Here is a 22,812-nt window from a genome sequence, read left to right as displayed (position 1 = left end):
AGTACATGCAAGCTTTAATCGACTCGGTAGGCACGCTTTCTTCCAAGGAAAGAAGAGCCCTGGCGATTTTGCTTAAAGAAAAGGGCATCAACCTCTTTGGTATCGCTCCTATCTGCAGCCGCGGCGCCGACGAGGCGCCGGTTCTCTCCTATACCCAGGAAAGCCAATGGTTCCTTTGGCAACTGGAGCCCGACAGCACCGCGTACCACATCACCACGGCGCTGCGCTTGACCGGAGAACTGGACCTCGACGCGCTGCGCCATGCATTCGATACCCTGATTGCCCGGCATGAAACCCTGCGCACTACCTTTTCCGAAGACGATGGCACGGCGGTACAGGTGGTCCATCCACCGGCACCGCTGGACATCGAGGTCATCGAACTGCACGCCGGCGGTCTGTCCTATGAGGCCCAGGTCCATGCCCTGACCGACAGCAAGAGCCAGTCGCCCTTCGATCTGCGCAATGGCCCGCTGTTGCGGGCCAAGTTGCTGCGGGTGGCGGCAGACGAGCATGTGCTGGTCCTGACCCAGCACCACATCGTTTCCGATGGCTGGTCGATGGGGGTGATGGTCGACGAGCTGATCCAGCTCTATGCCGGTTACCGCCAGGGGCGCACGGTCAGCCTGCCGGAGCTGCCGATTCAATACGCCGACTATGCCAACTGGCAGCGCCAGTGGATGGACGCCGGCGAGCGTGAGCGGCAACTGGGCTACTGGCTGGAGCAACTGGCCGGGGAGCAGCCCTTGCTGATGCTGCCGCTGGACCACTCGCGCCCGGCGATCCAGAGCTATCGGGGGGCGTTGCTGGATATCCCGTTGCCGGAAGAGTTGCGCCTGGGCCTCAAGCAATTGGCCCAGCGTGAAGGGGCGACCCTGTTCATGCTGTTGCTGGCCTCGTTCCAGGTCTTGCTGCACCGCTACAGCGGCCAGGCGGACATCCGCGTCGGGGTGCCGACCGCCAACCGCAACCGGGTGGAAACCGAGCGCCTGATCGGCTTCTTCGTCAATACCCAGGTGTTCAAGGCCGAGGTCGACGGGCAACTGGGCTTCAATGATTTCCTGCAGCAGGTCAAGCAGACCGCGCTGATGGCCCAGTCCCACCAGGACTTGCCTTTCGAGCAGTTGGTGGAAGCCTTGCGCCCCGAGCGCAGCCTGAGCCACAGCCCGCTGTTCCAGGCAATGTTCAACCACCAGACCGCGGTCAAGAAGGGCGGGCAGAGCCAGCGCCTGGACGACCTCAGCATCGAGACCCTGAGTTGGCAGGGGCGCGCCGCGCAGTTCGACCTGACCCTGGATACCTTCGAATCCGAAGATGGCCTCTGGGCCTCCCTGACCTACGCCACCGACCTGTTCGAGGCGTCCACCATCGAGCGTCTGGCCCAGTCCTGGGTGCAGTTGCTGCAGGGCATTGTCCAGCAACCCGGGCAGCGCCTGGGGGACCTGCCGCTGCTGGGCGCTGCCGAGCAGCACCAGTTGCTGCACGAGTGGACCCCGGCCACCGGTGAGTTCCCCGGCGATGGTTGCGTGCAGCAGTTGGTGGAAGCACAAGCACTGAAAAGCCCGGAGTCCGAGGCCCTGTTGTTCGCTGGCCAGCGCCTGAGCTACCGGGAACTCAATGCCCGGGCCAACCGTCTGGCGCACAAGCTGATCGAACTGGGCGTGGGGCCTGAAGTGCGGGTGGGCGTGGCCTTGCAGCGCACCCCGGAAATGGTCGTGGCGCTGCTGGCGGTGCTCAAGGCCGGTGGCGCCTATGTGCCACTGGACCCGGATTATCCCCAGGACCGTCTGGCCCACATGCTGCGCGACAGTCAGGCACAGATCCTGCTGACCGAAAGCGCCTTGCTGTCGCTGCTGCCGTCCGTGGAGTCCTTGCAGACCCTGCAACTGGATGCCCAGCCGGGCTGGCTGGATGGCTACTCGACAGACGACCCGGCGCCACGCGCGACCCCGGACAATCTGGCCTATGTGATTTATACCTCCGGCTCCACCGGCCTGCCCAAGGGCGTGGCGATTGCCCATCGCAACGTGCTGGCGCTGATCGACTGGTCGAACCGGGTGTACAGCACTGCAGACCTGCAAGGGGTGCTGGCTTCCACCTCGATCTGCTTCGACCTGTCGGTGTGGGAGCTGTTTGTCACCCTGTCCAGCGGCGGTTCCATCGTCCTGGCCCGCAACGCCCTGGAACTGCCAGAGCTGGCGGACCGCGACCGGGTGCGCTTGATCAATACCGTGCCTTCGGCGATTGCCGCGCTGCACCGCAGCGGGCAGATTCCGCCCAGCGTGCGGATCATCAACCTGGCGGGTGAGCCACTGAAACAGGCCCTGGTGGATAGCCTTTATCAGCAGCCCGGGCTGGTGCATGTCTACGACCTGTACGGCCCTTCGGAAGACACCACCTACTCGACCTACACCCGGCGCGAGGCCGGCGGCCAGGCCAATATCGGCCGGGCCATCAGCAATACCCAGAGCTACATCCTTAGCCCGGACCTGCAACCGGTGCCGGTGGGCAGTGCCGGCGAGCTGTACCTGGCCGGTGCCGGGGTGACTCGCGGCTATCTGGCGCGCCCAGGGCTGACCGCCGAGAAGTTCGTACCCAACCCGTTCTCCAGCGACGGTGGCCGCTTGTACCGCACCGGCGACCTGACCCGTTATCGCGCCGATGGGGTGATCGAGTACATCGGCCGCATCGACCATCAGGTGAAGATCCGCGGTTTCCGTATCGAGCTGGGTGAAATCGAAGCGCGGCTGGTGCAGCAGGCGGCGGTGCGTGAAGCCTTTGTCCTGGCCCATGACAGCGAAAACGGCCAGCAACTGGTGGCCTATATCGTGCCGAGCGAGGCCACCCCGACCGTCGAGGCCCAGGCCGCCCTGCGCGAAAGCCTCAAGACGGCACTCAAGGAACACGTGCCGGACTACATGGTGCCGGCCTACCTGCTGTTCCTCGAAGCGTTGCCGCTGACCCCCAACGGCAAGCTCGATCGCAAGGCGCTGCCCAAGGTCGACGCCCAGCAGATGCAGCAGGTCTACGTGGCGCCGCAGAGCGAACTGGAGCAGCAGATCGCGGCGATCTGGGCCGATGTGCTGAAGCTTGAGCAGGTCGGTGCCACCGACAACTTCTTCGAACTGGGCGGTGATTCGATCATCTCGATCCAAGTGGTCAGCCGCGCGCGGCAGGCCGGTATCCGCTTCACCCCGCGGGATCTGTTCCAGTACCAGACGGTACAGGGGCTGGCGGCAGTGGCCGAGCAGGGCGAGGGCGGGGTGCAGATCGACCAGGGCCCGGTGCGTGGCGCAACTGCGCTGCTGCCGGTGCAGCAGTGGTTCTTCGAGCTGCCCATGAGCGAACGCCATCACTGGAACCAGTCAGTGCTGCTCAAGCCGGCCCAGCCGCTGCGCGCCGAGGTGGTAGAGAGCGCCTTGCAGGCCCTGTGGGTGCAGCATGACGCCTTGCGCTTGCAGTTCAGCCAGGAGGCGGATAGCTGGTCGGCGCGTTTTGCCGATGCCGGCCAGCGGCCGGAGCTGCTCTGGCAGGTCGCAGTGGATGGCGCCCAAGCCATGGAGCGGTCGGCAATCGAGGCGCAGCGCAGCCTGAACCTGCAGGACGGGCCGCTGCTGCGGGCCGTGCTGTTCAGCCTGGAGGACGGCAGCCAGCGCCTGTTGCTGGTGATCCACCACCTGGTGGTGGACGGGGTGTCCTGGCGGATCCTGCTTGAGGATCTGCAACTGGCCCACGCTCAACTCAGCGCCGGCCAGCCCCTGGCATTGCCGGCCAAGACCAGCTCGACCCAGGCCTGGGCCGAGCAGATGCAGGCCTATGCCCAAGGTGCGGCGTTGCAGGAAGAACTCAAGTACTGGCAGGCCCAGTTGCAGGGTGTCGAGTCGAGCCTGCCGCTGGACCGCCCGGTGACCGAGTTGCAGAACCAGCACGCCAGCAGCCTGAGTTCACGCCTGGACAAGGCCCAAACCCAGCGCCTGCTGCAGGATGCCCCGGCGGCCTACCGCACCCAGATCAACGATTTGCTGCTCACCGCCCTGGCCCGGGTCATCACCCGCTGGACCGGCGAAGCCAGTGCCCTGGTGCAACTGGAAGGCCACGGCCGCGAAGACCTGTTCGACAGCATCGACCTGACCCGCACCGTGGGCTGGTTCACCAGCATGTTCCCGGTGAAGCTCACGCCCCAGGCGTCCCTGGCCGATTCGATCAAGTTCATCAAGGAACAGCTGCGGGCGGTGCCGAACAAGGGCATCGGCTTTGGTGCCTTGCGCTACCTGGGCGATGCGCAAGCGCAGCAGACCCTGGCAGCCTTGGCCGTGCCGCGTATCACCTTCAACTACCTGGGCCAGTTCGACGGCAGTTTCGACGAGCAGGATTCCCTGTTCAAACCCAGCGGTGAAGCCAAGGGCGACGACCAGAGCCCACTGGCCCCGCTGAGCAACTGGCTGAGCCTGGATGGCCAGGTCTATGGCGGCGAGTTGAGCCTGAACTGGACCTTCAGCCAGCAGATGTTCGATACCGCCACCGTGCAGCGGCTGGCCGACGACTATGCCGAGGAGCTCAAGGCACTGGTGGCTCATTGCTGCACACCGGAGCAGGCGGGTGCGACCCCGTCGGACTTCCCACTGGCGGGCCTGAACCAGCAGCAACTGGATCGCCTGCCGGTGGCGATGGCCTCGGTCGAAGACCTCTACCCCCTGTCGCCGATGCAACAGGGCATGCTGTTTCATACCCTCTACGAGCAGGCGGCGGGCGACTACATCAACCAGCTGCGGGTAGACGTGGACGGCCTTGATCCGCTGCGCTTCCAGCAGGCCTGGCAGGCGGCCATCGATCGGCATGACATCCTGCGCACCGGCTTTATCTGGCAGGGCGAGGTGTCGACGCCGCTGCAAGTGGTGCACAAGCACATTGCCCTGGACTGCACCGAACATGACTGGCGCGGCCAGCCGCAGCAGCAGGAAGCCCTGGATACCCTGGCCACCGCCGAGCGCCAGCGTGGCTTCGAGCTGGATGCCGTGCCGTTGTTGCGCCTGACCCTGGTGCGTATCGATGAGCAGCGCTACCACCTGATCTACACCAACCATCACATCCTGATGGACGGCTGGAGCAACTCGCAGTTGCTCGGCGAAGTGCTGCAACGTTATGCCGGTCAGTTGCCCAGCCACGCTCCGGGCCGCTACCGGGACTACATCGCCTGGCTGCAACGCCAGGATGCCCAGGCCTGTGAAAGCTTCTGGAAAGAACAACTGCAGACGCTGGATGAACCGACCCGCCTGACCCAGGCGCTGTCCCGGGTCGCGGACATTGCGGCCGGCACCGGCCACGGCAAGCATCATCGCGAGCTGGACCTGACACAGACGGCACGGCTTGGCGAATTTGCCCGGCAGCAGAAGGTCACCGTCAATACCCTGGTGCAGGCGGCGTGGCTGCTGTTGCTGCAACGTTGCACCGGGCAGGAAAGCGTGGTGTTCGGCGCCACGGTGGCGGGGCGCCCCGCGGAGCTCAAGGGCATAGAGCAGCAGGTGGGCTTGTTCATCAACACCTTGCCGGTGGTGGCCACGCCACGCCCGGACATGACCGTGAGCCAGTGGTTGCAGGCGGTGCAGAACCGCAACCTGGCGCTGCGCGACTATGAGTACACGCCGCTGTACGAAGTGCAGCGCTGGGCCGGGCTGGGCGGGGATGCGCTGTTCGACAACATCCTGGTGTTCGAGAACTACCCGGTGTCCGAGGCCCTGGAAAAAGGCGCTCCGGCGCAACTGCGTTTTGGCGCTGTGGGTAACCACGAGCAGACCAACTACCCCCTGACGGTCGCGGTCAACCTGGGGGCGAGCCTGTCGTTCGAGTTCATCTATGCCCGTGAGTCCTTCTCTGAACCTTCGATGGTGCAGTTGGGCGGGCACTTGCAGGGCCTGTTGCTGAGCCTGATGGAGCATGCGCAAACCGGCCTGGGTGAGTTGCCATTGCTGACGCAGGACGAGCAGCACCGTATCCGCCAGGATTGGGACCACACCGATGTGGTCTACCCGACCCATCGTTTTGTCCACCAGCTGTTTGCCGATCAGGCGGCCAAGGCTCCGGATGCACCAGCGGTGTTCTTCGCCGAGCAGCGCCTGAGCTATCGCGAGCTGGATATTCAGGCCAACCAACTGGCGCACAAGTTGATCGAACTGGGCGTTGGCCCGGAAGTGCGGGTGGCCATCGCCATGCCGCGTTGCGCGGAAATCATGGTGGCCTTCCTGGCCGTGCTCAAGGCTGGTGGGGTTTATGTGCCGCTGGATATCGAGTACCCCCAGGACCGCCTGCGCTACATGATGCAAGACAGCGGCGCGTGGCTGCTGCTGACCCAGAGCCACCTGCTGGATCGCTTGCCGATCCCCGATGGCCTGCCGACCTTGTCGGTGGAACGGGCCGCAGATTTTGCCGGCTACCCGGCCAGCGCCCCCCAAGTGGATCTGGCCGAGGAAAACCTCGCCTATGTGATCTACACCTCCGGCTCCACCGGCTTGCCCAAGGGCGTGGCGGTGTCCCATGGTCCATTGGCCATGCACAGCCTGGCCACCGGCGAGCGCTATGAAATGAGCCCGGCGGATTGCGAGTTGCACTTCATGTCCTTCGCCTTCGACGGCTCCCACGAAGGCTGGATGCACCCGCTGATCTACGGGGCCAGCGTGCTGATCCGTGATGACAGCCTGTGGTCGCCGGAATTCACCTACGAACAGATGCACCGCTACGGCGTCACCGTCGGTGTGTTCCCGCCGGTGTATCTGCAACAACTGGCGGTGCACGCCGAGCGCGACGGCAATCCGCCGGCGGTGCGGGTCTACTGCTTTGGCGGCGATGCAGTGCCCCAGGCCAGTTACGACTTGGCGTGGCGAGTGCTGCGTCCGAAGTACATCTTCAACGGTTACGGCCCGACCGAGACTGTGGTCACTCCGTTGATCTGGAAGGCCCGTGTCGGTGATCCCTGTGATGCGGCCTACGCGCCTATCGGCAATATCGTTGGCAACCGCAGCGCCTACGTGGCCGATGCCAACCTCAACCTGTTACCGGTGGGCGTGGCGGGCGAGCTGTACCTGGGTGGCCTGGGCGTGGCCCGGGGTTACCTGGATCGACCTGGGCTGACAGCGGAACGCTTTATCCCTGACCCCTACAGCACCACCGGTGCCCGGTTGTACCGCAGCGGCGACCTGACCCGCTACCGCACCGACGGCCTGGTGGAATATGTGGGCCGTGTCGACCATCAGGTGAAGGTGCGGGGTTTCCGTATCGAGCTGGGCGAGATCGAAGCGCGCCTGCTGGAACAGGACCCGGTGCTGGAAGTGGCGGTGATCGCCCAGCCAGGGCCGAGCGGCCAGCAGCTGGTGGGCTACATCGTGCCGGTGGACGCCGAGGTGGCGTCGAGCAACGAGCGCCAGGCGCAGTTGCGCGAGAGCATCAAGGCTCGCCTGCGGGAAAGCCTGCCGGACTACATGGTGCCCACTTACCTGCTGTTCCTCGAAGCGCTGCCGCTGACGCCGAACGGCAAGCTGGACCGCAAGTCGCTGCCAAAAGTCGATGCGCAGCTGATGCAGCAGACCTACGTGGCGCCGCAAAACGACCTGGAGCAGCAGATCGCGGCGATCTGGGCCGATGTGCTGAAGCTTGAGCAGGTGGGCGTCACCGACAACTTCTTCGAGCTGGGTGGCGACTCGATCATCTCGATCCAGGTGGTCAGCCGGGCGCGGCAGGCCGGTATCCGCGTCACCCCCAAGGACCTGTTCCAGCACCAGACAGTGCAAGGGCTGGCCACGGTGGCGGAGCAGGGCGAGGGTGGTTTGCAGATCGACCAGGGCCCGGTGCGTGGGCAGATGCCGCTGCTGCCGATCCAGCAGTGGTTCTTCGACACCCCGGTACCGGAACGTCACCACTGGAACCAGTCGGTGCTGCTCAAGCCGCTACAGGCGCTGCAAGCCCAGCCCCTGGAAAGCGCATTGCAGGCCCTGACGGTGCAGCACGATGCCTTGCGCCTGCGCTTTACCGAACATCAGGGCACGTGGCGTGCAGCCTTTGCCGATGCCGAGGAGCCGGTGCAACTGCTGTGGCAGGCCAATGTCGCCGACGCCCAAGCGTTGCAGCAGTTTGCCGAGCAGGCCCAGAGCAGTCTCAACCTGCAGGAGGGCCCGTTGCTGCGGGCCGTGCTGTTCACCCTGGCCGACCAGAGCCAGCGCCTGTTGCTGATCGTTCATCACCTGGTGGTGGATGGGGTGTCCTGGCGGATTCTCCTGGAGGATCTGCAAGCCTTGCTGGGCGGCCAGGCACTGCCGGCCAAGTCCAGCTCGACCCAAGCCTGGGCCGGGCAGTTGCAGGCCTATGCCAGCAGCGCGGCGCTGCAGCAGGAGCTGGGTTACTGGCAGGCACAGTTGCAGGGTGTCGAATCGAACCTGCCTTGCGACCACGGCCACGACGGGTTGCAGAACCAGCACGCGAGCAGTGTCGAAACCCGGCTGAGCAAGGGTGATACCCAACGCCTGTTGCAGGACGCGCCGGCAGCCTATCGCACCCAGATCAACGATCTGCTGCTTACCGCCCTGGCCCGGGTCATCACCCGCTGGACCGGCGACAGCAGCGCCCTGGTGCAGCTGGAAGGCCACGGCCGAGAAGAGCTGTTCGACAGCATCGACCTGAGTCGCACCGTGGGCTGGTTCACCAGCGTGTTCCCGGTGAAGCTGACGCCGCAGCCGGCCCTGGCCGACTCGATCAAGCTCATCAAGGAACAGCTGCGGGCCGTGCCCAACAAGGGCATCGGCTTCGGTGCCTTGCGCTACCTGGGGGATGCTCAAGCACAGGCAGCCCTCGCCGCACTAGCCGTACCGCGCATTACCTTCAACTACCTGGGGCAGTTCGACGGCAGTTTCGATGACCAGCAGGCATGGTTTGCCCCGGCCAATGAGGCCAAGGGCGACGACCAGAGCCTGCACGCCCCCCTGGGCAACTGGTTGACTCTCAATGGCCAGGTCTATGGCGGTGAGCTGAGCCTGGGCTGGAACTTCAGCCGGGCGATGTTCGATACCGCCACCATCGAGCACCTGGCGGATGACTACGCTCGGGAACTCAAGGCGCTGATCGAGCATTGCAGCCAGCCCGAGCACCGTGGCGCGACGCCGTCGGACTTCCCGCTGGCCGGCCTGAGCCAGCAGCAGCTGGACCGCTTGCCGCTGGCCCTGGCCAAGGTCGAAGACCTTTATCCGCTGTCGCCGATGCAGCAAGGCATGCTATTCCACACCCTGTATCAAGAGGAGGGTGGCGACTACATCAACCAGCTACGAGTGGATGTAGACGGGCTCGATCCCGAGCGCTTCCGCCAGGCCTGGCAGGCAACCATCGAGCGTCATGACATCCTGCGCAGCGGTTTCCTCTGGCAGGGCGAACTGCCGGCGCCGATCCAGGTGGTGTACAAGCAGGTCAGCCTGGAGTGTGTCGAGCACGACTGGCGCTCGACGCAGCAGGCCCCGCAAGCCCTGGACACCCTGGCGGCGACCGAGCGTCAACGGGGCTTCGATCTGGCCGCTGCGCCCCTGCTGCGCCTGACCCTGGTGCGCACTGGCGAGCAGCGTTACCACCTGATCTACACCAACCACCACATCCTGATGGACGGCTGGAGCAACTCGCAGTTGCTCGGTGAAGTACTGCAACGTTATGCCGGTCAATTGCCGCAGCACCTGACCGGGCGCTACCGCGACTACATCGCCTGGCTGCAACGCCAGGACGCAACCCTCAGTGAGCATTTCTGGAAACAGCAACTGCAGGGGCTGGATGAGCCGACCCGTTTGGCCCAGGCCATTGCTGCCGGTGCACGAGCGCCGCTGGTGGAGGGCCATGGCAGCCATGGCTGCACCCTCGACGAGGCCCAGACCCGCAGCCTGGGCGAGTTTGCCCGCCAGCAGAAGGTCACGGTCAACACCCTGGTGCAGGCCGCCTGGCTGTTGCTGCTGCAACGCTGCACCGGGCAGGACACTGTGGTGTTCGGCGCCACCGTGTCTGGCCGGCCGGCAGAACTCAAGGGTGTGGAACAGCAGATCGGCCTGTTCATCAACACCTTGCCGGTGGTGGCCGCGCCACTTCCGCAGTTGTCGGTCAGCGACTGGTTGCAGGCTGTGCAGGAGCGCAACCTGGCCCTGCGTGACTTCGAACACACGCCACTGTACGACGTGCAGCGCTGGGCGGGCCTGGGGGGCGAGGCGCTGTTCGACAACATCCTCGTGTTCGAGAACTACCCGGTGTCCGAAGCCCTGGAAAAAGGCTCGCCGGCACAGCTGCAATTTGGCGCGGTAGGCAATCATGAGCAGACCAACTACCCGCTGACCCTGTCGGTGTTCGTCGCTGAGCGCCTGTCGTTCGACTACAGCTATTCGTGCCAGCACTTCAGTGCCGCCGCGATCCAGCAGTTGGCCGAGGGCCTGCAGCACCTGCTGCTGGCCATGATCGGCAACCCCGGGCAGTGCCTGGGGGATCTTTCGCTGCTCAGCGACGGGCAACGGACGGCCGTTGAACAGGAGTCCCGCCGGGCGGCCGGGCAAGTGGGCCGGGGCCTGAATATCCACCAGTTGATCGAAGCCCAGGCCGCGCGCACTCCGGATGCCGTGGCGCTGCTGTGCGCCGGTGAGCAACTGAGCTATGGCCAGTTCAACCAGCGGGCCAACCAGTTGGCCCATAAGCTGATCGAGCAGGGCGTGGGCCCGGATGTGCGGGTGGGCATTGCCGTGGAGCGCGGGCTGGACATGATTGTCGGCCTGCTGGCGGTGCTCAAGGCCGGTGGCGCCTACGTGCCGCTGGACCCCGAGTACCCCCAGGAGCGCCTGCACTACATGATGCAGGACAGCGGCATCCAGTTGCTGCTGACCCAGTCGCCGCTGCTGGAGCGTTTGCAGGATGGCCTCGCGGTGCCGTACCTGTGCCTGGACCAGGCTCCCGTCTGGCTGGCCGGTATGGCGCAGGGCAACCCGCCTGAGCGCAGCAGCGCGGAAAACCTGGCCTATGTGATGTACACCTCCGGCTCCACCGGCCGGCCCAAGGGCGTAGGTATTACCCACAACGCCCTGAGCCAGCACGCACGGGCCACCGCCAGCCATTTCAACATGACGGCTGCGGACCGTGGCTTGCAGTTCTCCACCTTCAACTTCGATGCCTTTGTAGAACAGCTGTACCCGGCGCTGATCCGTGGTGCTTCGGTGGTGATCCGCGGCAAGGCGCTGTGGGACAGCGAAACCTTCTACCGCGAGCTGATCGAGCAGGGCATCAGCATCGTCGATCTGAGCACCGCCTACTGGTTCATGCTGGGCAAGGACTTCGCCGCCAAGGGGCCGCGGGACTTTGGCCGCCTGCGTCAGCTCAACCTGGGGGGCGAGGCCATGCCGGCGGAAGGCGTGGCCGCCTGGAAGCAGGCCGGCCTGAAACACGCCTGCCTGCTCAACACCTACGGGCCCACCGAGGCCACCGTGAGTGCCACGGCCCATGACTGCGGTGCCTACCTGAAGGGGACCGAGCCGCTGCCGGCGGTGATTCCACTGGGCAAGGCCCTGCCGGGCCGTTCCATCTACCTGCTGGACAGCAGCGGCAACCTGCCGCTCAACGGTGTGATTGGCGAGCTGATGATCGGTGGCGACCTGCTGGCCCGGGGTTACCACGACCGCCCAGGCCTGACTGCCGAGCGTTTCATTCCCGATCCGTTCAGCAGCGATGGTGGGCGCCTGTATCGCTCCGGCGATCTGGCCCGCTATGACGCCGAAGGCGTGATCGAATACGCCGGGCGCATCGACCACCAGGTGAAGATCCGCGGTTTCCGTATCGAAATGGGCGAGATCGAAGCGCGGCTGCTGGAGCTGACGCCAGTACGCGAGGCGCTTGTACTGGCCCAGGACGGCGCGAGCGGGCCACAACTGGTGGCTTATGTAGTGCCAGCCGCGCAGGTGGCGGCCGATACGCCGCAGGCCCAGGCGCAACTGCGCGAGCAATTGAAAGCGGCCCTCAAGGAGGTGCTGCCGGACTACATGCTGCCGGCGCACCTGCTGTTCCTCGAAGCGCTGCCGTTGAGCCCCAATGGCAAGCTGGACCGCAAGGCCCTGCCCAAGGCCGATGCCAGCCTGTTGCAGCAGGCCTACATCGCTCCACAGAGCGAGCTGGAACAGCAGGTCGCCGCCCTCTGGAGCCAGGTGCTGGGCGTCGATCAGGTGGGCCTGGACGACAACTTCTTCGAGTTGGGTGGGCACTCCCTGGATGCCTTGCGCCTGATCGGCGCCATCAACCAGGCACTGGCTGTGCAACTGAGCATCAATGCGCTGTTCACGGCGCCGACCGTGGGGCAACTGGCTGGTGTGATCGCAGCCGGTCAGCCCGACAGTGCACAGAATGTCATCGCCCTGGGCGGCTCCGGCCAGCCGCTGTTCTGCTTCCACCCGGCGGGGGGCAGCGTGTATGGCTACCTGCCGTTGGTGGCGCAGTTGCGCGACCGTTGCGCGGTGTATGGCGTGCTGCACCAGGCCTACCTGCAAGCCGACTGGAGCGAGGTTTCATGGCAGGCCATGATCGAGCGCTATGTCGCCAGCATCCGTCAGGTACAGCCGACAGGTCCTTACTATCTGGCGGGCTGGTCCCTGGGCGGGTCTATTGCCATGGACGTGGCCAGCGAACTGGAGGCGGCGGGAGAGACGGTGCGTTTCCTCGGCCTGCTCGACCCGACACCGCCTCAGGGCGCCGGGGACGATCAGATCCAGACGCAGGAGATGCCAGTCACTGTGACGGCCGAGTCCGAGTGGCAGGCGATCATCGACAAGCTCTGCCAGCAGTTCCCGGGCAGTGCGGAGATGATCGAGAGCCGCTTGAGGCGCGAAGCCGAGCTCGACTGGCAGAGCATCCATGGCTGGGTGGCTGGCAATATCCCCCTGGCTCCCGGCGAGCTGGATCGGGTGGTGGGGCTGTTCAAGGCCGAGTTCGACGCCTCGCTGGTCAGCGCGGTGTTCAATGACTTGAGCGCCTTGTCTGCGGCCTATGCCTATCGCCCCCTGCGGGTTGCGCCGCGGCTATGGTGGTCCAGCGATTATGCCCGGGAGCGGATCCAGGTCATGGAGCAGGCCATGGGTCGCGAGGTGCAGGGTGGCGAGATAGCCGCTTCATATCATATCGAAGCCCGCCATGAAGCCATGGTGGACAGCCGAGCCTTGCTGGAGAGCTTCACAGAGCAGTTGCTGACCTGCTTGAACTGAGACACCGACAAAGGCCTGGACCGGCAACGGTCCAGGCCTTTGTCGTTTTCGTCATAAGCAAATCAACGGCTCGCCCTCGCTCTGTAGGAGCTGGCTTGCCAGCGAACGTGCGCAGGTCTTAAGGGCGCCTTCGCCGGTAAGCCGGCTCCTACGGGGATCTGCACCGTGTATCTGACTGCTGTAGGAGCTGGCTTGCCAGCGTAGGCGTCACCCGGGGCGCTGCATGACTTGCGGGCCTCTTCGCCGGCAAGCCGGTTCCTACGGGGATCTGCACCGTGCATCCGACTGTTGTAGGAGCTGGCTTGCCAGCGAAGACGTCACCCGGGGCGCTGCATGACTTGCGGGCGCCTTCGTCGGCAAGCCGGCTCCTACGGAAGGGGATGTGGGAGGGGAGGGGAATTCATCGCGCTGCAGGATCTGGCTTGCCAGCGAAGGTGCGCGAGTCTTAAGGGCGCCTTCGCCGGCAAGCCGGCTCCTACAGGGGGAGGACGTGATTCACAGAGACCAGCTGACTGTGACCATGGCGTTGCGCGGGTCGCCGTAGAGGCTAGTGCCGTAGTCGGTGTTGGTGCCGATGCTCTGGTAGTAGCGCTTGTCGAAGAGGTTGTTGACGTTGAGGCGAATGTTCACATTCTCCGAAGCCTTGTAGCTGGTCATCAGATCCACCAGGGCGTAGGACTTCTGTTCGATGCGGTAGTCGAAGGTACTCAGGTAGTCGTTGGTGCCCTTGTTGTAGATGGTGTTCTGGCCATAGATCCCGCCACCAATGGTCCAGCGGTTCAGGTCGCCGGGCAGTTGGTAGGTGGTGAAGGCCTTGAACACGCTGCGCGGGATGTCGGTGTCGAACAGGCGGCCGACGTTGGCTTCGTTGGAGTCCTTGGTGTACTTGACCGAGGCATAGGTGTAACCCGCCCCCAGTTCCCAGCCCGGGGCTAGGGTGCCGTTGATTTCCAGCTCGATACCTTCGCTGCGCACCTGGCCCGCGGCTTCGTAGCAGGCGGTGCCGGGTCTGCACAGGTCGGGGTGGAGGGCCTTGGCACGGTTTTCCTGGTCGATGCGGAAGATCGCCGCACTGGCATTGAGTTTGCCGTCGAAGTACTCGCCCTTGATGCCCAGTTCGTAGTTCTTGCCTTCGATCGGCTTGAGCGCGCCGTTGGAGGCGTCGAGTTCGGTCTGTGGCTTGAAGATATCGGTGTAGCTGACATAGACCGAGTGGTTCTGGTCCAGGTCATAGATGGCTCCGGCATAGCGGGTCAGGTGGCGTGTCACTTTGTTCGGCAGGCTGGAGGCCGAAGGCTTGCCGTTCCAGGTGGTGGTCACGTCGTAGTCGTACCAGTCCAGGCGCCCGCCAAGGATCAGCTTCAGGTCATCGGTGATGCTCAGCCGAGTGGTGACGTAGGTGCCTTCCAGCTGGCTGGTACGGCGCTGTGTCCAGGGGTTGGCACTCATGTCCGGCTTGGGAATGCCGCTGGGCTTGTAGATGTTGGTATGGGTCTCGAGGTCGATGGGCAGGCCCTTGCCCTTGAACGTCAAGTCGCGCCGGCTGGCGCCCACCACCAGTTCATGGGTACGCCCGAACAGGGAGAAGGGGCCGGTGACGTAACCGTCGTAGCTGTTTTGCTGGTCTTCGTAGTCGTAGCGACCGATATTCTGGCCGAACTCATCGTAGTTGGCGCCCATGCGTTCCGGAATGGAGCCGAGCATGTTCAGGTCCGACCAGCTCTTGCTGGCGGACAGGAGCATTTTCCAGCTGTTGGCGAAGCGATACTCCAGGCGGCTGAACGCCGTGGTGTTGTTCTGATCCCAGTACTCCCACTTGCTGCCCAGGTAGGTCGAGCGCTTGAGGTGCAGGTCGCTGCCGTCGGCTGCAACCGGCAGGCCACCCCAGGAAGTGTTGTTTCTGCCGCTCTGGTTGGAGACGCCAAAAGTGAAGGTGGTGTCTTCGTTCAGGTCGGCCTCGGTGATGCCGTAGAACACGTTGCGTTCACTGCTGACGAAGTCCTGGAAGCTGCCCTTGCTCTGATAGGCGGCGACCACCCGGCCGCGCAGGGTGCCGCTTTCGTTGAGGGCGTTGGAGGCGTCGATCTCGGTGCGGTAGTCGTCCCAGCTGCCGGCGCTGCCGGTGACGGTGACCCGTGGTGTGGCGGTGGGGCGCTTGCGCACCATGTTGATCGCTGCCGACGGGTTACCTGCGCCCTGCATCATCCCGGTGGCGCCACGCACCACTTCCACATGGTCGAAGATCGCCATGTCAGCCGAGGAGTTCATGTCCCGGCTCAGGTAGTGGGTCAAATCGTTGGGCAAGCCGTCGGTCATCAGGTTTTCGACGGCAAAGCCACGGGAATAGAAGGTTGGCCGCTGCGGACCGTCCTTGGTGATGGAAATCCCGGGGGTAGCCTTGAGCACATCCTCCAGGGATTTCATGTTCTGGTCGTCCATGCGCTGGCGGGTGATGACCGTGACCGACTGTGGGGTTTCCCGGGCCGTCAGCGACAGCTTGCTGGCGGTCTGCATGGCCCCGGTGGTGTAGGAACCTGTGTCCTCGGTGGTGGTGCCCAGGCCCTGGCCGCTGATGGTGCTGGTCCCCAGTTCCAGCGAGCCGTTGCCACCATGGTTGCGGATGGTGACCGAGTTGTCCTTGAGGGTGTAGGCCACCCCCGTGCCATTGAGCATGGCCGCGATGGCCCGCTCCGGCGAATAGCTGCCGCTGAGGGCGTTGCTGCGTTTGCCTTGCACATCGTCAGGGTTGTAGAGCACCTGCATATTGGCTTGGCGCCCGAACTCCTGCAGGGCCGCAGACATGGACTGCGAGACGATGTTGAAATGGATTTCCTGGGCCTGGACCTGAGCCATCAGTGGCAGGGTCAGGGCCAGGCCCAGGGTGCGGGAAGCCAGTTTTGGCGAGAAGGCCTGGCGAAGCAGCGCTTTCGTCAAAGGGGTCAGTCGGTGTTGTGCGGGCATGCTCATATGCTCTTATAGATCCGGCAGATGTAGTGACTGTTAATGGTATTAATTCTCAGTTCTGTCTGTATGACGCATCAGCTGCCATAAACCGGAAACAATCACGCCGGTTGCAGTTCAGTCAGGACTCGTCCGGCCTTCATGCGCACCAACTGGTCGGCAATGTCGAAGTAGCGATCGTCGTGGCTGATCACGATGATGGTCTTGCCCAGGCGCTTGAGATCGGGCAGCAGCTCGGTGTAGAAAATCCGCCGGAAAGCCGGGTCCTGGTCGGCGGCCCATTCGTCGAACACCAGCACCGGGCGCTCTTCCAGCCAGGCATTGACCAGGGCCAGGCGCTTGCGCTGGCCGGTGGACAGGTCGGTGGTGGTGAAGGCGCCATCCTTGACGCTGACCTTGTGGGCGATTTCCAGGCGGTTCAGGTACTGGGTGGCGACGTCCAGCGACTTGCCGGCATTGCCCTGGACCAGGTCGTCGAACAGGTAGTAGTCGGCAAATACCGTGGTGAACAGCTGCCGGTAGTCATCCCGGGCCCGGTCGGTCACCGCTTCGCCATTGAGACGGATCTCCCCGGACTGGGGCTGGTACAGGCCCAGCAACAGCTTGATCAGGGTGGTCTTGCCGCAGCCGTTCTCGCCGACGATGAAGACGATGTCGCCCTGCTTGATGTTCAGGTTGATCGGGCCCAGGTGGAACGGTTCGCTGCCTTCCACCGGCGGCGGGCTGTAGCGCACCTCGCGCAGTTCCAGGTTGTGCACCACCGCTTGCGGCGCTTCGCTGTCGTCCATCAGCAGGTGCGGCTCGGGAGAAGAGAAGCGTTCGGACAGTTCGCTGATCCGGGCGAAGGCGATCTTGGCCTTGCCGACGATGGGCAGGTAGCCGACCACGTGTTCCAGCGGGCCCTTCATGTACAGAAGCACCAGCACGAAACCGGTGATCACCGCAGGGTCCGGGTTCGGGTAGTAGGCCTGCATGGCCAGGGCCAGGCCGATGACCACGAAGAACAGCATCGAGCCGAAGCTCTTGGCCAGGATGTAGATGTTTACCGAGCGCACCTGGATATCGCTGATGCGATCCGCGGTTTTCTGGATGCGCTGGGTATTCATGCGAAAGCGCCGGGGCCGGTGAATGCGCAGCTCCTTGGCGCCGGAGGCAATCGCGTTGTAGTAGCGCTGCAGCTCGTCCTCATGGTCGCGAGCCTCATCGAAGCCCTTGATGCCCTTGCCGCCGGCCACCAGTTGCACACTGGTGCCGATGATGATGGCCACCACCATCATCAGGAACATCGGCACCGAGAGGTACGCCAGGTAGCCCAGGCAGCCCAGGGTTACGGTGGTGGCGATGGCCAGGGGAGTGAAGGCGAAAGAGAAGTCGCTGATGGTGTCGACGTCGTGGGTCAGTACCGGGATCAGGCGGTGGGAGCGATAGCGCTCGATCTGGGTGATGGGCGCCGAGAGTACTTTTTCACCCAGGTCCTTGCGCAGGGCGGCAATGATCCGTTGTCCCACATAGTTGGTGCCGATGTCCGAGACGATGGAACTGACCAGGGCCAGCACGCACAGGGCGGCGAAGGTCAGGACCACGCCTTGGGTCATGCCGGTCGCCGAGTGCAGGGCGTTGTTGATGGTGGCCAGCAACAGGGTGATGGCCAGGCCGCCGGCCATGCCCAGGGCAACGGAGATCACCACGATGGTGCGAAAGGGCCTGAGCAATGCGAGCAGACCGTTGAAGGCGCCGCGCTTGGGGTCGGTCATAAGTACTTCCCAGAGAGTGGATAGAGGGTCGTAGCACGCAGACCCTTACCCCTGACAAACGAAGCGCCGACGCCAGTATTTAGCTCGGCATGCCAGCCCGGCGGGCACTGCGGATAAATTGCCCTGCCTGTGGTTCGTTCTTGTTCTGTGGGCGCACGTGTATCGACGCAGTGCCTGAACCATTGAGCGAGAGCGAGCAAATGACAAAGAAGAATCTGGTGTATGTCTGGTCCCTGCGAAATGCCGCCGCCGACAAGGCCGGGCAGGCGGTGGCTTACAAGGACCACGAGCGCTACATGAAATCGGTGCTGGAATTTCTGGTCCAGACGCTGAACCAGACGCCCCTGGGCGAGGCCTACGAACTGGTGGGCGTGGTCTACGACGATGACGAGCAGTCGCCACGGGACCAGCAGTTGGTCAGTGACTATGGCTTTGCCTACCAGCCGGGCCGCCAGTGGCTGTACCCGGCAGACCTGGAAGTGCAGGGCAAGCGGGTCAACGACTTGCTGCTGAGCGTGCCGTCCACCTATCGCCGCCATCCCCGCGGCAGTGCCGAACACATCGCCGGCAAGCAGGATTTCGAACGCCGTCTGCACGACACTCTGGTGGAACTCAAAGCCGATATCGTGGTGCTCGACGGCCTGCTGGTGATCCTCGATGAACTGGTGCGCCCGGGAGCGCCTTTCGCCCGGCGGATCATGAACATCCACCCGGGCATCACCCGCATTGAATCGCCCTATGAGCGTCGCGGGGCCTATGCCACCTGGAATGCCCTGTACGGCGCCCGTGGGCAGAAAGTAGTGGATTGGGCGACGAAGGAAACCGAGCCGACCGCGCCGCTATACCTGACCGGGGCGTCGTTCCACTACGTGGACAACGGTATCGACTCCGGCGAGGTGCTGCATGACGTGCTCAACACCGAAATCGGCCCCGAGGACACCATCCTCGAACTGCGCTGGAACAACTTCAACAACAGCCTGTTCCCGGCCTTGCGCCAGGGCCTGTGGCTGATGCTGGAGAACCTTCGCCAGGCTCAGGCCGGCAAGGCCCGGGACGTCGCCTGATACTGCCAGTGGCCCGGTGCGGTTGTTGCCCCGGGCCGCTGTTCATCGGGGTGTCTACTTGTGGCTGGCGCCGGGCTGTTCCAGCTCACGCACGACCCGGAAGCTCAGCCAGTCCCCGCGCACTTCGCGCTTGCGGCTGTTGCGGTTGCCCGAACGCGAGAATACCGGTGCCTCGCCCCAGTCGTTGCCGCGAATCTGGGCATCCAGGCATACCCCTTCCGACTCTTCCATCCAGGCCCGGCCATCGGCAGGTGCGCCCACGTAGTCGGGGTGCCAGCAGTCGGCGACCCATTCATAGACGTTGCCGTGCATGTCATACATGCCGAAGGCATTGGGCGGATAGCTGCCCACCGGGGCGGTGAAGCTGAAGCCGTCCTTGGGGCCGTAGGTGTTGGCGTGCTTGGTGATCTGGTACTGGCCTTCTTCATCGAAAGGGAAGGGGAAGGAACCGGTGCTGCCGGCGCGTGCGGCGTATTCGCGTTCCGCCTCGCTGACCATCCGGTAGTGCTTGCCGGTTTTCTTCGACAGCCACTGGGTATAGGCCTGCACGTCGGCGTAGTCGACGCAGACCGCCGGCTGGCGCGGCCCCTGTTCATAGCGTGGCTTGCTGGCCTGGCACAGGCGGCCGGGGCGGTCGTCGCCGTCCTTGATCACGGTACCGGTTTCGCGGATGTAGGCATCAAGCTCGGCGGCAGTGACATGGAAGCGGCTCATGGCGAAGGCGTTCTTGAAGGTCACGCTGTGCTGCGGGCCTTCATCGGGCTCGCGGCCCACTTCGTCTTCCGGGGTACCCATGACAAAGCTGCCGGCCGGCAGGACCACCATTTCCGGGCAGTTCTTGCAGTCCTTGAACACGCTGCCGGGCTTGGGCGGTTCTACCGCGTGTGCGTTGAGGCTGATCAGGCAACCGGCCAGGGCGGCCAGAGAGGAACAGGCGATGGGTTTCATCAGTCAATAGCCTTGTGCAATGTGAGTTCAGGGGGCGTGGCAACGGCTCAGGCGGTCTTGCTGCTGCGCAGGCGCTTGCCCAGCAGGTCCATGGTCCGGTCGATATCCGCCTCGCTGTTGAGCAGGCCGGGGGCCATGCGCACCACCGGCCCGGCATCGCGGTCCACCGCGTCCACCAGGATGCGGTTCTCGATCAGCCAGGCGGCGGTGGCGTCGGTATCCAGGTTCTGGCCGCGGAAGAAGGTGAAGCCGGCGGAGTGCTCCGGGCTCAGGGGCGTGACCAGTTCGATGCCTGGGTGCTCCTGCAGGCGCTGCTTGAGGTAGCTGTTGAGTTCATGGATGCGCGACTGGATGTTGGCCTTGCCCAGCTGCATGTGCAGGTCGAAGGCCTGGTCCACGGCCCAGCGGTGCTCGAAGCTGTGGTAGCCGCCGGGGGTCATGGTGGTGGCGAAGTTCTGGTTTTCGGAGAAGGTCGCCACCATCGGCGTCAGGTGTTCGAGTTGTTCCGAGCGCGAGCAGAAGATCCCGGTGCCCCGCGGGCCGAACATCCATTTGTGGGTGCCGGCGACGAAGAAGTCGCAGTTCAGGTCGGCAAAGGTGATGTCCTCCACCCCCAGCCCGTGCACACCATCGACGCAGTAGAGAATCCGCTCGTGCTCATCGCGATTGCGGTTGTGCTGGTCCACCAGCTTGCCGATCTCGCCGATCGGCAGTTTCACGCCGCTGCCCGACTGCACCCAGGTCATGCCCAGTACGCGGGTGTTGGCGCGGATGCTGCGGTCGATGTTGCCCAGCACTTCGTCGGTGGACATCCGGTGGGGCGACTTGAACAGTTCGATGGTGCGCACCTGGGTGCCGTCGCGCTGGGTGCGGTACTTCAGCGCGTTGCGGGTCGAGTAGTGCTCGTGAACCGTGGTCAGGATCTCCTGCCCGGGGCGCACGTGGATGCCGCCATACATCAGGGCCAGGCCTTCGGTGGTGCTGCCGGTCAGGGCCACCTGGCCGGGCTTGATCTGCAGGTAGCGGCCGACACTTTCGCGCACCTGGGCCTCGCGCTTCCAGGTGTACTGGGTGTCGTAGTCCATGGCCATGGCCGGGTTGCGGTCGAGCACTGCGCGGTATTTTTCGATGGCCTCGCGCACCGGCCTCGGGTGCGAGGTGATGAGGAAATTGGCCAGGTGCACGTAGTCCGGGTCGAGGTCGAACAACTGGCGCAATTGGGTCCACTGCGAAGCACTGGCGGTGGCACTGTCGGCCCGGGCCTGGCTGATGGCGAGGTTGCCCAGGGGCAGGGCGGCGGCCAAAAGGCCTGCTTGTTTGAGGAATGTCCGACGGTTGGTCACAGGAAGGCTCGTGGTCATGGGTTAGCCGGCGATGGCGGGTTGAGGGGCGGGTTTTGCAGGCTTGGCCAGTTTCTGCACCTGTTCCCAGACGCGCAGATAGTTCTCGCCCCAGAGCTTGGCGATCTCGATATCGCTGTAGCCACGCTGGATCAGCTCGGCGGTGACGTTGCGGTTGTCCGCCACGCTCATCCAGCCATTGACGCCACCGCCCTCGTTGAAGTCCGAGCTGATGCCGACGTGGTCGATGCCGACTTTCTTCACCGTGTAATCGATGGCGTCGACATAGTCCTTGAGGCTGGCCTTGGGTTCCTCATCGAGGATGCCGTACAGGGAACTGGCGTATTCGCCAAAGCGCTGTTCCGGCCAGATCGTGATCACGGCGTCGCCGGGCATCAGTGCGTTCTCCAGGCCTTGCAGCGGCCCGAGGTCGAAGCGCTTGCGCAAGGCATTGAGCTTGTCCAGGGTCGGCTGGCTGAGGGGGCGCAGGTAGGTGGAGAAGCCCACGACCTGGATCACCCCGCCGGTGGCCTTGATCTGTTGCATTTCCTGGTCGCTGAGGTTGCGCGGGATATCCACCAGCGCCCTGGGGGCGGAGTGGGAAGCCACCACCGGTGCCCGGGTCAGGCTCGCAACGTCGTCCAGGGCCTTGCTCGACATCTGCGAGACGTCGATCACCACCCCCAGGTCATTGAGCCGCTGCACCGCCTGCTTGCCGACGGGCGAGAGGCCGCCGAGGGCGTCACGGGTGTCATTGAAGAAGGGCAGCGGGCGCGACGAGTCGGCCCAGTCGTTGTTGCCGACATAGCTGAAGCCGAACAGGCGCATCCCCCGGGCAGTCCACTGGTCCAGCTGGTCCAGGTCGTCGCCCATGGCGTAGGCGTTGAGCAGGCTGATCACCACCGCCACCTTGCCTTCGGAGGCAATGCGGCGCAGGTCGGCGGGGGTGTAGGCAATCGCGGTCTGGTTGGGGAAGTCACGCACCATGCCCTGGATGATCCGGTAACGGGTCTCGCGCTGGTGGCGGGCTTCCTCGACGAAGCCAGCGGTGGGGCGGTGCGGCGCGTTGGGGCCGTTCCACATTTCCGGCCAGGCCAGAATGCTCAGGGCGGCCCCGGACATGCGGCCGCGACCGGCCTTGACCAGGTCGAACTGGCGAGAGGTGTCCTTGTCCGCTTCGCTGCCTTCGGTGCCGAAATCCAGGGGCACGGTGATGTGGCTGTCGAAGGAAATGATGCGCTCCTGCAGGTCGTTGGCGTGCTTGACGATCTCGCTGGGGTAGGACACCCGGTCCTTCCAGTAGTAGTGCCAGGCCGCGCCGGCACCGACACCGAGGGCGGCGACGATGAGTATAAGCAGGCTCAGATAGAGGGTTTTCTTACCAGATATTTTGATCATTGCTATCCCAGTCGCAGGCGGGCTGATGACGGGGTCGGGCCCTGGGGTTCAGTGCTGCCGGGTCCGACCTTTTGTGCACATCTATCCGCGATAAACGAGCTGGCCGAGA

Annotated in this window: 7 protein-coding genes; 2 read left to right on the top strand and 5 right to left on the bottom strand. The window is 64.3% G+C overall.

Annotated features, from left to right (window positions below; translation table 11 throughout):
* The first annotated feature begins 5 nt into the window (after nt 1-5).
* Nucleotides 6-13,238, top strand: coding sequence for a non-ribosomal peptide synthase/polyketide synthase (locus ABCR88_RS22600; protein WP_350403574.1), 13,233 nt, complete (start codon nt 6-8; stop codon nt 13,236-13,238).
* Nucleotides 13,239-13,733: 495 nt separating this feature from the next.
* Here ABCR88_RS22600 and ABCR88_RS22595 read toward each other — a convergent pair whose 3' ends face one another.
* Both ABCR88_RS22595 and ABCR88_RS22590 read right to left on the bottom strand, forming a co-directional pair.
* Nucleotides 13,734-16,205, bottom strand: a complete 2,472-nt coding sequence (locus ABCR88_RS22595) for a TonB-dependent siderophore receptor (protein WP_325985039.1) — start codon at nt 16,203-16,205, stop codon at nt 13,734-13,736.
* Nucleotides 16,206-16,300: 95 nt separating this feature from the next.
* Nucleotides 16,301-17,953 (bottom strand): cyclic peptide export ABC transporter, encoded by a 1,653-nt coding sequence (locus ABCR88_RS22590; protein WP_325985038.1) that lies wholly within the window; start codon nt 17,951-17,953, stop codon nt 16,301-16,303.
* 200 nt (nt 17,954-18,153) lie between these two features.
* Here ABCR88_RS22590 and ABCR88_RS22585 point away from each other — a divergent pair, with 200 nt between their 5' ends.
* Nucleotides 18,154-19,017, top strand: a complete 864-nt coding sequence (locus tag ABCR88_RS22585) for a formyltransferase family protein (protein ID WP_019094655.1) — start codon at nt 18,154-18,156, stop codon at nt 19,015-19,017.
* 54 nt (nt 19,018-19,071) lie between these two features.
* Here ABCR88_RS22585 and ABCR88_RS22580 read toward each other — a convergent pair whose 3' ends face one another.
* From ABCR88_RS22580 to pvdM, 3 genes are read right to left on the bottom strand one after another with little or no spacing between them, the layout of a single operon-like run.
* Nucleotides 19,072-19,965 carry a formylglycine-generating enzyme family protein gene (locus ABCR88_RS22580; protein WP_123472803.1) on the bottom strand — a complete coding sequence of 298 codons (894 nt, stop codon included), beginning with the start codon at nt 19,963-19,965 and terminating at the stop codon, nt 19,072-19,074.
* Nucleotides 19,966-20,012: 47 nt separating this feature from the next.
* Nucleotides 20,013-21,308, bottom strand: a complete 1,296-nt coding sequence (locus tag ABCR88_RS22575) for an aminotransferase class V-fold PLP-dependent enzyme (RefSeq protein WP_041119252.1) — start codon at nt 21,306-21,308, stop codon at nt 20,013-20,015.
* A 21-nt stretch (nt 21,309-21,329) separates the two neighbouring features.
* The gene (gene pvdM / locus ABCR88_RS22570) at nt 21,330-22,703 is read right to left on the bottom strand and encodes a pyoverdine-tailoring dipeptidase-like protein PvdM (protein WP_041119250.1); all 1,374 of its coding nucleotides are present in this window, start codon (nt 22,701-22,703) and stop codon (nt 21,330-21,332) included.
* Between the last annotated feature and the right edge of the window lie 109 nt (nt 22,704-22,812).

The sequence above is a fragment of the Pseudomonas sp. W17 genome (genome assembly GCF_040268305.1).
GTDB classification, from domain to species: domain Bacteria; phylum Pseudomonadota; class Gammaproteobacteria; order Pseudomonadales; family Pseudomonadaceae; genus Aquipseudomonas; species Aquipseudomonas protegens.
This window is presented reverse-complemented; position numbering and strand designations above follow the sequence as displayed.

Coding starts and splice junctions, on each gene's coding strand:
- ABCR88_RS22600 (WP_350403574.1), top strand. CDS start 6: ATGCAAGCTTTAATCGACTCGGTAGGCACGCTTTCTTCCAAGGAAAGA.
- ABCR88_RS22595 (WP_325985039.1), bottom strand. CDS start 16,205: ATGAGCATGCCCGCACAACACCGACTGACCCCTTTGACGAAAGCGCTG.
- ABCR88_RS22590 (WP_325985038.1), bottom strand. CDS start 17,953: ATGACCGACCCCAAGCGCGGCGCCTTCAACGGTCTGCTCGCATTGCTC.
- ABCR88_RS22585 (WP_019094655.1), top strand. CDS start 18,154: ATGACAAAGAAGAATCTGGTGTATGTCTGGTCCCTGCGAAATGCCGCC.
- ABCR88_RS22580 (WP_123472803.1), bottom strand. CDS start 19,965: ATGAAACCCATCGCCTGTTCCTCTCTGGCCGCCCTGGCCGGTTGCCTG.
- pvdM (WP_041119250.1), bottom strand. CDS start 22,703: ATGATCAAAATATCTGGTAAGAAAACCCTCTATCTGAGCCTGCTTATA.